11 protein-coding genes are annotated in these 11669 nt (G+C 32.2%); 6 read left to right on the top strand and 5 right to left on the bottom strand.

Annotation, left to right across the window (positions count from 1 at the left end; translation table 11 throughout):
• Positions 1–59: 59 nt before the first annotated feature.
• Positions 60–1079 carry a tetraacyldisaccharide 4'-kinase gene (lpxK, locus tag CSW08_RS16070; RefSeq protein WP_106660885.1) on the bottom strand — a complete coding sequence of 340 codons (1020 nt, stop codon included), beginning with the start codon at positions 1077–1079 and terminating at the stop codon, positions 60–62.
• A 52-nt stretch (positions 1080–1131) separates the two neighbouring features.
• On the opposite strand from lpxK, the gene CSW08_RS16065 reads away from it, so the two are divergent.
• From CSW08_RS16065 to CSW08_RS16050, 4 genes are all read left to right on the top strand, one after another.
• Positions 1132–2226, top strand: a complete 1095-nt coding sequence (locus CSW08_RS16065) for a Nif3-like dinuclear metal center hexameric protein (RefSeq protein WP_106660884.1) — start codon at positions 1132–1134, stop codon at positions 2224–2226.
• 3 nt (positions 2227–2229) lie between these two features.
• Positions 2230–3006 carry a zinc ribbon domain-containing protein gene (locus tag CSW08_RS16060; protein WP_106660883.1) on the top strand — a complete coding sequence of 259 codons (777 nt, stop codon included), beginning with the start codon at positions 2230–2232 and terminating at the stop codon, positions 3004–3006.
• A 217-nt stretch (positions 3007–3223) separates the two neighbouring features.
• Positions 3224–3880, top strand: coding sequence for a peptide-methionine (S)-S-oxide reductase MsrA (msrA, locus tag CSW08_RS16055; RefSeq protein ID WP_106660964.1), 657 nt, complete (start codon positions 3224–3226; stop codon positions 3878–3880).
• Positions 3881–3884: 4 nt separating this feature from the next.
• Positions 3885–4553, top strand: coding sequence for a hypothetical protein (locus CSW08_RS16050; RefSeq protein ID WP_106660882.1), 669 nt, complete (start codon positions 3885–3887; stop codon positions 4551–4553).
• 198 nt (positions 4554–4751) lie between these two features.
• On the opposite strand, the gene CSW08_RS16045 is transcribed toward CSW08_RS16050, so the two are convergent.
• Entirely contained in the window at positions 4752–4994 is a 243-nt protein-coding gene (locus CSW08_RS16045; RefSeq protein ID WP_106660881.1) for a (4Fe-4S)-binding protein, read from the bottom strand.
• A 92-nt stretch (positions 4995–5086) separates the two neighbouring features.
• Here CSW08_RS16045 and CSW08_RS16040 point away from each other — a divergent pair, with 92 nt between their 5' ends.
• Both CSW08_RS16040 and CSW08_RS16035 read left to right on the top strand, forming a co-directional pair.
• Positions 5087–5869, top strand: a complete 783-nt coding sequence (locus tag CSW08_RS16040; RefSeq protein WP_106660880.1) for an SDR family oxidoreductase — start codon at positions 5087–5089, stop codon at positions 5867–5869.
• 2 nt (positions 5870–5871) lie between these two features.
• Positions 5872–6519, top strand: coding sequence for an O-methyltransferase (locus CSW08_RS16035; RefSeq protein ID WP_106660879.1), 648 nt, complete (start codon positions 5872–5874; stop codon positions 6517–6519).
• A 7-nt stretch (positions 6520–6526) separates the two neighbouring features.
• On the opposite strand, the gene CSW08_RS16030 is transcribed toward CSW08_RS16035, so the two are convergent.
• The 3 genes from CSW08_RS16030 to CSW08_RS16020 all read right to left on the bottom strand — a co-directional run bounded on the left by CSW08_RS16030 (position 6527) and on the right by CSW08_RS16020 (position 11609).
• Positions 6527–8776, bottom strand: a complete 2250-nt coding sequence (locus tag CSW08_RS16030; RefSeq protein WP_106660878.1) for a tetratricopeptide repeat-containing hybrid sensor histidine kinase/response regulator — start codon at positions 8774–8776, stop codon at positions 6527–6529.
• A 134-nt stretch (positions 8777–8910) separates the two neighbouring features.
• On the bottom strand, positions 8911–9198 hold the full coding sequence (locus CSW08_RS16025; protein WP_106660963.1) for a Sec-independent protein translocase subunit TatA/TatB: 288 nt from the start codon (positions 9196–9198) through the stop codon (positions 8911–8913).
• Between the two features lie 101 nt (positions 9199–9299).
• The gene (locus CSW08_RS16020; protein ID WP_106660877.1) at positions 9300–11609 is read right to left on the bottom strand and encodes a M1 family metallopeptidase; all 2310 of its coding nucleotides are present in this window, start codon (positions 11607–11609) and stop codon (positions 9300–9302) included.
• Between the last annotated feature and the right edge of the window lie 60 nt (positions 11610–11669).

Here is an 11669-nt window from a genome sequence, read left to right as displayed (position 1 = left end):
AAAAAAAATCCGCCTCATCTGATTCAAAAATAATTCAAAAAAGCATCAATAAACAAAACTTAAACAGTTTCTTGAACTTTTTTACAAAAATCTTTTATTAAGGTATTGAACTTTGGTTCGTTATCTAAACCAATGGCTATGGGCAAGTAAAATAATTTGCTTTTTAAAGAGGTAAATTGTTTTAACCTCATAAAATCCTTTTCGGTAGTAATAATCATTTCTTTTGTTTCGAGTTCTTTAATGTCCTTTTCAGAAAAATCATGATGATCATTGAAATTAAGATGTTCAAATTTAAACTGTTTTTCTTTTAAAAATTGAACCAAGGCGCTTGCATTGGCAATGCCCGTTACCAAAGCAAAATCTTTTAAATCATTCAGTTTTATACTTCTTTCACCAGAGAAAACATTTTCAGCATAATTTATAAAACTAAAAAAAACATGTTGATACGGGGCTACATCTAATTTTTTAATAATGGTTACTTTATCGTCTTCGGTCAAATCCGTAGGGCATTTAGTAACCACAATAACATTTGCCCGCTTGGCACCACTTTTGGGTTCTCTTAAATTACCAGTTGGCAATACAAAATCGTCTGTATACATATTATGATAAGCAGTAAGCAAAATATTAAATCCTGCTTTTACTTTTCTGTGTTGAAATGCATCATCTAATAGGATGACTTCCGGCCTATTTTCAAGTGATATCAACGTTTTAATGCCGTTATTTCTATCGGAATCAACAGCAACCAAAACATCATTCTTAAATTTATTATAAAACTGAAACGGCTCATCACCTAAAGTATCTACAGATGATTTTTCATTGGCTAATTGAAATCCTTTGGTTTTACGTTTATATCCACGGCTTAAAGTTGCCACTTTATAATCATGCTTAAGTAAATGAATCAAATACTCTACCATCGGCGTTTTTCCTGTCCCTCCAACACTTAAATTTCCTATACATATTATTGGGAAATCATAAGAAATGGATTTTTTAATACCTAAATCGTATAATTTATTACGCAAAGTTGTAATCGCATAATAAATAGGCACAAATGGAAACGTTATCTTTCTAATCAATTTCATTACAACAAAGTAAATATTTTATCTTTGTTTAATAATAAAAAATAGCATTTTTATGATTGTTCAAGATGTCATGAATCACTTAGAAGCATTATCCCCTTTAGCATATGCTGAAGATTTTGATAATGTTGGTCTCTTAGTAGGCCATAAAAACATGCCCATTACAGGCATTCTTGTAACACTTGACACGCTTGAAACCGTTATAGATGAAGCCATTGAAACAAAATGCAATCTTATTGTTAGCTTCCACCCTATTATTTTTAAAGGCTTAAAAAAGTTAACTGGCAAAACTTATGTAGAACGTGTAGTGATGAAAGCCATTAAACATGACATTGCCATTTACAGTATGCACACTGCTTTAGACAATGCTTTTCAAGGTGTAAATGATATGATTTGCAATCAGTTGGAGTTAACAAATAAGCGCATATTAATTCCACAAAATCAAACCATAAAAAAGTTGACCACTTTTGTTCCAATTAAAGAATCCGAACAGTTACGAAATGCTTTATTTCAAGCGGGAGCAGGCAGTATTGGCAATTATAATGATTGTAGTTTTAATGTGGAAGGGATTGGCACATTTAACGGAAATGAAAATTCCAATCCAACAAAAGGCGAAAAAGGACAAGTTCATTCTGAAAAAGAAACCCAAATAACCGTTACGTTTGCCAAACATTTAGAATCAAATATTCTTCAAACGCTTTTTAAAACACATTCCTATGAAGAAGTTGCTTATGAAATAACTACTTTGGAAAACAAAAATCAGCATATAGGACTAGGCATGATTGGTAATTTGAAAGAAGCCATGAAACCAAAAGACTTTTTAACCCACGTAAAAACCAAAATGAATACCCAACTTATCAGACATTCCCAATTTTTAAATAAAAACATAAAGAAAGTAGCCGTTTTGGGAGGTTCGGGAAGTTTTGCCATTGAAGCCGCTAAAAGTGCTGATGCTGATGCATTTGTAACAGCCGATTTAAAATATCATGATTTTTTTACTGCCGAAAACAGCCTCCTTTTAGTGGATATTGGACATTATGAAAGTGAGCAATTCACAAAAAATATTTTAGTTGCATATCTTACGAAAAAAATCACTAATTTTGCAGTCGTTTTATCAAAGACAATTACCAATCCTGTTAAGTATTTTTAAAGTATGGCTAAAAAAGAACAAACTGTTGAAGAGCGCCTAAGAGCTTTATACGATTTACAACTCATCGATTCCCGCATAGATGAAATAAGAAATGTTCGTGGAGAACTTCCATTAGAAGTTCGTGATTTAGAAGATGAAGTTGCTGGACTGAATATAAGATTAGAAAAACTTGTATCTAGTTTGCAAGTCATAGATAATGATATTGTTTCTAAAAAGAATCTTATCGAAGAATCTAAATCTTTAATGAAAAAGTATGCTGAGCAACAGAAGAACGTTAGAAATAACCGAGAGTTCAACTCGCTTACTAAAGAAATAGAATTTCAGGAATTGGAAATTCAACTAGCTGATAAGCACATTAAAGAATATAAGTCTCAAATCGAACAAAAAAAAGAGGTTATATCCGAAACCAAAGAGCGTTTAAAAGAGCGTGAAAATCACCTTAAACACAAAAAGAGTGAGCTTGATGCTATTTTAGCCGAAACTGAAAAAGAAGAACAAGCTTTAATTTCAAAATCTGAAGATTACAAAGAACAAATTGAAGAGCGTTTAGTTGCTGCTTACGATAGAATTCGTAAAAATGTAAAAAACGGTTTAGCGGTAGTCGCTATTGAAAGAGGTGCTTCTGGAGGTTCGTTTTTTACCATTCCACCACAAATACAAGTAGAAATTGCTTCTCGCAAAAAAGTAATTACAGATGAGCATAGTGGTAGAATTTTAGTTGACGCTGTTTTAGCAGAAGAACAAAAAGAAAAAATGGCAAAATTGTTTTCAAAATTTTAATCCATTAAAAACTATATGTCTAAAGCCTTCATAAATTATGAAGGCTTTTTTATTTTGTGAAAACTTTCACAATTAAAAATAAAAAGGTTTTCTAATTTTATACGACTAGTTAAAAAAACTTATTATGAAATCGCCATTGACAACAAGTTTGTTGCAAACAAAAACCAATAAAAATAAGGCGATACCATATGACCAAAAAAACAATAAATATTTACATATGAAAAATATCATATCAGCCATAGCGCTTACCATTTTATTCAGTTGCCAAAACAAAGCCCAAAACAATCAAGTTCAAAAAGTTATAGATGCTAAACCTGTTCAAGTACCCATTCAAAATGGCAAAGATCGTGCCTACTTTGCTAGTGGTTGTTTTTGGTGCGTAGAAGCCGTATATGAAAGCATTAAAGGTGTTGACGAGTCCATAAGTGGATATTCTGGCGGCCATACCAACAACCCCACTTATGAAAGCAGTAATACTGGAAGAACAGGTCATGCAGAAAGTGTTGAAATTATTTATGATCCAAAGATAGTAAGTTTTGAAACCTTGGTAGATGCTTACTTTGCTTCTCAAAACCCAACACAGGTTAATGGACAAGGCCCAGATAATGGTTCGCAGTATCGCTCCATTATTTTTTATCAAAACGACGAGCAAAAACAAATCATTTTAAAAAAGAAAGAAGCGTTGGCAAAAAAATTAAATGCAAACATTGCTGCCGAAGTATACCCCTTCCAAAAGTTTTGGATAGCTGAAGATTATCATCAAAATTATGAAAAGCTTCACCCAAACAATAGTTATATAAGAAACGTGTCCATCCCTAGATTAAAACGTTTTAAAGCTAATTTCCCAACAGAATTACTAAAAGAAAATCACTAAATCAATGAAAAATGCTATTTTAATTATCTTAACAACACTATGTTTTTCTTGTAAAGAAAATCAAAAAAATGTGAGTGAACCCAAAGAATTGACCATAGCTGAAAAAATTGCTAATTCTCATGGTTACGAACATTGGAAAAACGTTTCAAAAATTGAGTTTACTTTTAATGTAGATAAAGACAGTAGCCATAGCGAACGTTCATGGGTTTGGGAACCAAAAAATAGCAATGTATCTTTTTTAGCAGACAAAGATTCCATTGTCAATTATAACAGAACCAAAATAGATTCAATAAAAATAAATCTAGATAAAAGCTTTATCAATGATAAGTTTTGGCTGCTTATACCATTTCAATTGGTTTGGGATAAAAATACAACCATTTCGGCGCCTATTAAAGCTGAATCACCGATAAGCAAAACACAAATGAATAAAATTACATTGACGTATCCAAGTGATGGTGGTGGCTACACACCTGGAGATGCTTACGATTTATATTATGGAGACGATTATTTAATCAAAGAATGGGTGTTTAGAAGAGGCAATAGCGAAAACCCTTCCCTTATAAACACCTTTGAAACTTATCAAGTTTATAACGGCCTAAAATTAGCCACAGAACATAAAATGGCTAATGGTATGAATATAAACTTTACGAATATAAAAGTAACATTAGAATAATTTTTTTGGGAAAATAATCCAAACTCAATCTTCAATCGTATATAATTATAAATATCCCGCTTTAAGCGTCTATATATATTTAAAAGCTCTTTAACCAATAGTTAAAGAGCTTTTCTTTTTCACCCAATATAATGTACCGTTGCAATTAAACTTGTTGCAAATCATTTAATCACCATTATCAATAATCTCTATTTTAATTTACAGATGCTCCGCTTCTTTATGAACTTCTCCATTCATATAATAATCCAAAGCACCAGATGGACATTGTTTTATTTGATTTACCAACGCCTCGGTTGATGCAGCTTCCATAGTAATCCATGGACGTTCCCTAGGTTTAAATACCTTTGGCAATCCTTTGGCACAAATAGCCGAATGTGTACATTTTTCGGGCTCCCAAACTATGGTGACTTCTCCGTTTGAGTATTCTTTGATTTTGCTCATTTTTTAAAAGTTTAAATAAATATACAAAAAATGAATATGGAAGTAAAGGTAAATTCTACTGACCATTTCTTATTTTTGTTATAAACAAAATTATGAATTTAAATTTAAAAAATAAGTATGCTTTGGTTTGCGGAAGCACTCAAGGCATCGGAAAAGCTACAGCAATAGCATTAGCCCTAGAAGGTGTTCATGTTACTTTGGCAGCTCGAAATGAAGACAAATTAAAGCAGGTTTTATCAGAATTACCCAATCCTGAAAATCACAATTACATTGTGGCAGACTTTTCAAATCCTGATATTTTACATTCTAAAGTAGTTTCATTCATTCAAAAAAACCATGGATTTCACATTTTAGTCAATAATACTGGTGGCCCTAAAAGTGGCACTATCTTGGATGCTTCGATTTCAGAATTTGAAAATGCATTCACACAACATATAAAGTGCAACCATTTATTGGCTCAAGCACTTATTCCTTTTATGAAAACGGAAGGCTTTGGCAGAATTATAAATATCATTTCAACGTCTGTTAAAGAACCTATTCCCGGACTTGGTGTTAGTAATACCATAAGAGCAGCCGTTGGTAATTGGAGTAAGACATTAGCTAGCGAAGTTGGTGCCATGGGAATTACGGTAAACAATGTGCTTCCTGGTTTTACCGATACTGAACGCATCGCTGAAATAATAAAAATAAAAGCAAAAAACGAAGGCACTTCCATTGACGAAATGACAGAAATCATGAAAAGTTATTCACCAGCAAAACGATTTGCAACACCCGAAGAAATCGCGAATGCTGTTGTTTTTTTAGCAAGTGAAGCGGCCAATTATATTAATGGTATTAATTTGCCTGTTGATGGCGGCAGAACAAAAAGCCTTTAAATATGTATTTTATCCCAGAAGAATTAGATAATTATGTTGTAAAACATTCTGAAGACGAACCAGAACTGTTACAACAACTTAGTAGGGAAACCTATCAAAAAATATTGCAGCCACGCATGCTAAGCGGTCATTATCAAGGGAGGTTGCTTAGTATTATTTCTAAATTGGTAAACCCGAAAAACATCTTGGAAATCGGTACTTATACGGGTTATTCCGCTTTATGTTTAGCGGAGGGCATGCAAACTTCGGGAGCATTGCACACCATAGATATTAATGAAGAACTGATTGATTTTCAAAGAAAATATTTTGATAAATCTGATTACGGAAAACAAATTTTTCAGCATTTGGGAAATGCCTTGGAAATCATACCAAAATTGGATGAAACATTCGATTTGATTTTTATTGATGCCGACAAAGACAATTACCCAATCTATTTTAATGTGATTATTAACAAACTGAATATAGGAGGCATTTTATTATCTGACAATGTTTTATGGAGCGGTAAAGTCATTGAACCTATAAAAAAAGATGACACGGCAACAAAAGCGCTATTAGAATACAATTCGCTTTTAAAAGAAGACAAACGTGTAGAAACCGTTATTCTACCAATAAGGGATGGTTTAACTATCAGTCGGAAAGTAGCTCTATAAACACTCTTTAAGAAGCCTTAATAAATTTAGTGATTTCTCTTTGTTTATTAATATTGGCTGAAAGAATTTGAAAAAACTCATAATTATCAAATGGCTTGGTAATAATATCATCGTAACCTATATTTTTATGATCTTCTTTAACATCTTCAATATCTGCAGCCGTCAACGCTATAACTGGGATGGTATCATTAAATTTCCTAATGGCCATAGTAGCTTCATTTCCATTCATTAAGGGCATATTGATGTCCATTAAAATAAGGTCAAAATTATTATTTTTTATTTCCTCAATGGCTTCCAATCCATTGTTAACAATGGTACATAGATAACCTTCTTTATTTAACAGGTTTTTTGTTACAATCTGGTTTATTTTGTTGTCCTCAGCAACTAGAATCCTGCGCTTTTTAGTTTCAGAAATTAAACTGTTTGGTTTATTATCAGAATCAGAAATACTATTCGTCCTGTTGTTATCTATTTCAAAATTCACGTTAAAGCTAAATTTCGATCCTTTACCAACTTCACTTTCAAGTTCAATTTTACTCTCAAATAGCTCAATTAATTTTTTCGTTATGGAAAGTCCCAAACCAGTGCCTTGATAATTAAAATTGTTTTCGGCTTCTAATTGTGAGAAGTTATTAAATATGGTGGCAAACTTTTCTTCAGGTATTCCTATACCGTCATCTTCTACTTCAAAACGCAATCCAACTTGGTTATTATCTATATTCAATAATCTGGCTCTTAAATTAATAGTGCCACTTTCTGTGAATTTCACACTGTTACCAATTAAATTAATTAAAACCTGAGACAACCTAACATTGTCACATTTAATATATTCTGGCACATAATTATCAATGTAGATTTTAATTTTGTTATTGGTTTCTTGAAGTCTGTATTCAAATGTATTTGCAATACTTTCTAATAAATCTTTTACATTAACGGATGTGTTTTTCAATTCTACTTTTTGGTTTTCCATTTTACTTACTTGTAAAATATCATTTATTAAATTCAAAAGATAATCCCCCGAGTATTTTAAAGATTTCAACAATTTGGTATCTCTATAGCTCAAATTATTATTGCTAAGCAAAAGTGATGTTATGCCAACAACACCGTACAAAGGAGTTCTTAATTCGTGTGATACATTAGAAATAAATTTTGATTTTAATTCTGAGGATTTCAGAGCTTGCTCTTTGGTTATTTCCAGTTCACTATTACGAATCTCTAGAGTCTTGCTTAATTTTCTTTTGGAAGTATAACTTACATACAACGTAATTAATGAAGCGAACAACAAAGATAACGTGATGGAAATAATAAGGTTTACCATTTTAATCTTATTATTTGCTTGTTGTTGCTCGAGTTTTTCAATATTAGCAAGATGTGCATTGTTTTTATAATCTTCAATAAGAAATTTGGATTTAGTAACTAAATCTTCTTTTAATTTCTCTTCATTTAAAAACCTCTCTCTGTAATTATTATGTTTTAATAAAGCCACGTAGGCTTCTTCATTATTTCCAGATTTAGCTGCTGACAAAGACAACTCCTCGTAGGCTTTACTTAAAAGTTTTAAATTTTTATTATCTTCTTCCAATAACGTTATGGCTTCTTTAAATCTGGAATTCGCATTATTATATAAATCTTGCTTAACAAAATAAAGTCCGTATATGTAATTGAAATACCCTTTTGAATAGGTGCTTGCTGTATTATTCTTTAAACTTTCTTCAACTTTCAACAAACTAATCAATGCTTGTTCAAACTGATTATTATTTAATAATGCTTCGCTTAAATTGATTCTAATATCAAATAAAAGAGGCTGTATTTGTTGTTTTTCATTGTCATTAACAATATCCAAACCATATTTTAATGCATTTTCAAAGTAGGAAATCGCATTTTCAAATGCTTTATTGTTTTTATAGAGTTTCCCTAAACTTATATAAGCATTAGCAATTAAATAATCATCCTTGGTATGCTTTGCAGATTTTAGCATGGCTTTATAACAATTTTCTGCTGCATTATCATTTTGCATCAAATTGTAAATATGGCCTAAATTATAATTTGCAATGGCATTCCCATAACGATCATCTATGGTTTCTGATAATGCTTTTGCTTTATTAAATCCATTGAAAGATTTTACAATGTCATTATTATCGTAATAAATTAAAGCAGTGGAGTTTATACTATCAATTTGCTTGATAATTTCTCTATCTCTTTGACCATAGGTCAACGAAGTAATGGATAGAAAACAGATTAGTAGATTAGTTTTCATTTATTTGTGAAATTAGATTTGGGACTACCAAAGTATTTTATTTTACAAACAGGTTTAAAAAAAATCGTTAAAATGTGCCTTAAAAAAGTTTAATAGATGAACAACACTATAAATGAGAAGAAAATAAAACTGATTTAAAGCTTTCGCTTTACTGAGCCTGTAAAATCATCTAGATTCTCTTTAGCTTCATTAAGTTCTTTGGTGATATCTTTAGTGATACTGGTGTCGATACCATTTTTCTCAGCGGTTTTAGTTATTTCATGCTTAATATCGTTGGTAGCATCTTTAAGAACACGCATGCCTTTTCCCAAGCCACGAGCTATCTCTGGTAACTTATCGGCACCAAAAACCATAACAGCTATAAATAGTATGAATGCTATTTCGCCACCGCTAATAAATAATAATGTAGGTTGTAATATCACAGTACAAATATATGAAGTTGCATCTACACAATAAAAAAAATCTTGTTTATTAATAAAAACATTAACAAACAAGATTTTATAAAGTCTATGCAAGATAATAACTAGCTTCCTGCCTTCTCCTTAAACGTATCGAAATCACTTTCTTGAACCTGTTTGGGCCATGAATTATTGGATGGATCAATATCGGCAGTTTCTAAATTCGGGTCTACAACAATACCAATAATTTCTTTTTCAGAAGCTATGGCTTTTTTAACTTCTTTGTCATTAAGTCTCCAAATTTCAGCAGGATAGGTTTCCATTTTTGAAGTTCCATCAGCATATTTATATTCAACAATAATAGGCATAACCAAGCCTCCTGGTTTTTCAAAAGTTATATTATAGAAATATTTAGGCGTTTTTAACTTACTAAGCTCTGCTTGAGTGAAATTATTCATAAAATAGTCATTAAGCGCCTTTGAATTATCGGCTAAAGAGCCCTTTTTCAAATCATCACTGTAATCTTCACTTCCTTCTTCAACCAAATATACCAAGGGGCGTAAATCACTTTCCACAAGTCCCCTCTCCTTCATATAATCCTTCATATCTTTATTAGGTTTTGAGGACACATAATATTTTTTCACATCTTTTACACCAATATCAACCCAATCGGTTGTATAGAACCAACCGCGCCAGTACCAATCTAAATCCATGGCCGAAGCATCTTCCATAGTACGGAAAAAATCTTCAGGCGTTGGGTGCTTAAATTTCCATCGATTTGCATATTCCTTAAAAGCATAATCAAAAAGTTCATGCCCCATAACCGTTTCCCTTAAGATGTTAAGAGCGGTTGCCGGCTTATAATAGGCATTATTACCAAGTTCTCTTGTTGCAATATTTTGCCCCTTAGACATAATTGGGTTTATTAAATCTTGATCTCCAGACATGTAGGGGATAATTAAAGGTGCTGGTCCAGCATCAGAAGGAAAGTTTTTGTGTTGTGGTGACAGTGCTGAAGGATAACGTTTCCCAAATTCCTGTTGCGCCAGGTATTCAAGAAAAGTATTGAGACCTTCATCCATCCATGCCCATCTTCGCTCATCACTATTAACAATCATAGGGAAAAAATTATGGCCTATTTCATGTACAATTACCCCAAACATACCATACTTTACACGGTCACTGTAAGTACCGTCTTCATTTGGTCTACCATAGTTCCAACAAATCATGGGATACTCCATTCCCTGATTTTTGGCATGCACCGATATAGCCTTGTGGTATGGATAATCAAACGTCATATTAGAATAGGTCTTTAAAGTACTTGCCACCACCTTAGTTGACCAATCTCCCCAAAGCGGATTACCTTCTTTAGGGTACATTGATACCGCCATAACATCTTTATCTCCTATGTTAACGGCCATCATATCGTAAACAAATTTTCTAGAAGTAGCAAAAGCAAAATCACGAACATTTTCTGCGTATAATTTCCATGTTTTTGTTTCTGTAGAAAAACTTTTTTCAGCTGCTTCAGCTTCTTTTTGAGTGACAATTAAAACAGGTTCATCATAAGATTTCTTAGCTTGTTCGTAACGATCCATCATGGTTTTAGAAAAGACATCCTTTCTATTCATCAACGTTCCCGTACCATCTAAAATATGGTCGGCAGGCACCGTAATGTTAACCTCAAAATTACCAAATGGCAAAGCAAACTCATCATTACCAAAAAATTGCATGTTTTGCCAACCTTCAACATCGTTATACACTGCCATTCTTGGATAAAACTGCCCTATGACATAAACCCTATTCCCATCTTTGGGAAAGTATTCATAACCAGATCGGTCTCTTAAAGGCACGTGATCGTTTATGTTATACCACCATCTCACATTAAATGAAAACTTATCACCAGTTTTCATGGGTTTAAGCAATTCAATACGCATCATGGTATTATTTACCATATATTTTAAAGCTGTTCCGTTAGTATCACTCACCTCTTGAATATTGAAGCCGCCATCAAACGGGTCTTTCAAATAATTTTCAACAAATTTGTCTGGAAAAATATAAGGATCGAAGCCTGTTGATTCAATTAAAGGGGTTTGAGAGTTTTTTGACCTCTTATTTTGGTCTAATTGAACCCAAAGATATTTAAGTTCGTCTGGGGAATTATTTGTATAAGTAATTGTTTCAAAACCTGATAGTTTAGTGTTTTTATCGTCTAAAACTATGTCCATTTTATAATCGGCCTGTTGTTGGTAATATGCAGAACCCGGAGCTCCAGAAGCAGTTCTGTACTGATTTGGAGACGCAAACTCATCATCTAACTGTCTGAATTTATTTGTATTTGTATGTCCGAGTTTTCGTTCTGTTTTCTGTTGCTCTTGAGCAAAAATACTAGTTATAAAAAACAGCATTGAAATAAAATACAGCAATTTTTTCATTTGAATTTAAATTTTTTATTGATGAATAATTTGCTTTTAAGCAAATTGGTTAAATTATTA

It is taken from the genome of Confluentibacter flavum (assembly GCF_002843175.1).
In the GTDB taxonomy this organism is placed as follows: Bacteria; Bacteroidota; Bacteroidia; order Flavobacteriales; family Flavobacteriaceae; genus Confluentibacter; species Confluentibacter flavum.
Note: the sequence above shows the minus strand (reverse complement) of the source record. Positions and strands in the feature narration are given on the sequence as shown.

Excerpts from the sequence above, each read along its gene's own strand:
- CSW08_RS16030 (WP_106660878.1), bottom strand. The coding sequence starts at position 8,776 with ATGAAAACTAATCTACTAATCTGTTTTCTATCCATTACTTCGTTGACC.
- CSW08_RS16040 (WP_106660880.1), top strand. The coding sequence starts at position 5,087 with ATGAATTTAAATTTAAAAAATAAGTATGCTTTGGTTTGCGGAAGCACT.
- CSW08_RS16065 (WP_106660884.1), top strand. The coding sequence starts at position 1,132 with ATGATTGTTCAAGATGTCATGAATCACTTAGAAGCATTATCCCCTTTA.
- CSW08_RS16060 (WP_106660883.1), top strand. The coding sequence starts at position 2,230 with ATGGCTAAAAAAGAACAAACTGTTGAAGAGCGCCTAAGAGCTTTATAC.
- CSW08_RS16045 (WP_106660881.1), bottom strand. The coding sequence starts at position 4,994 with ATGAGCAAAATCAAAGAATACTCAAACGGAGAAGTCACCATAGTTTGG.
- CSW08_RS16020 (WP_106660877.1), bottom strand. The coding sequence starts at position 11,609 with ATGAAAAAATTGCTGTATTTTATTTCAATGCTGTTTTTTATAACTAGT.
- CSW08_RS16035 (WP_106660879.1), top strand. The coding sequence starts at position 5,872 with ATGTATTTTATCCCAGAAGAATTAGATAATTATGTTGTAAAACATTCT.
- lpxK (WP_106660885.1), bottom strand. The coding sequence starts at position 1,079 with ATGAAATTGATTAGAAAGATAACGTTTCCATTTGTGCCTATTTATTAT.
- CSW08_RS16050 (WP_106660882.1), top strand. The coding sequence starts at position 3,885 with ATGAAAAATGCTATTTTAATTATCTTAACAACACTATGTTTTTCTTGT.
- msrA (WP_106660964.1), top strand. The coding sequence starts at position 3,224 with ATGAAAAATATCATATCAGCCATAGCGCTTACCATTTTATTCAGTTGC.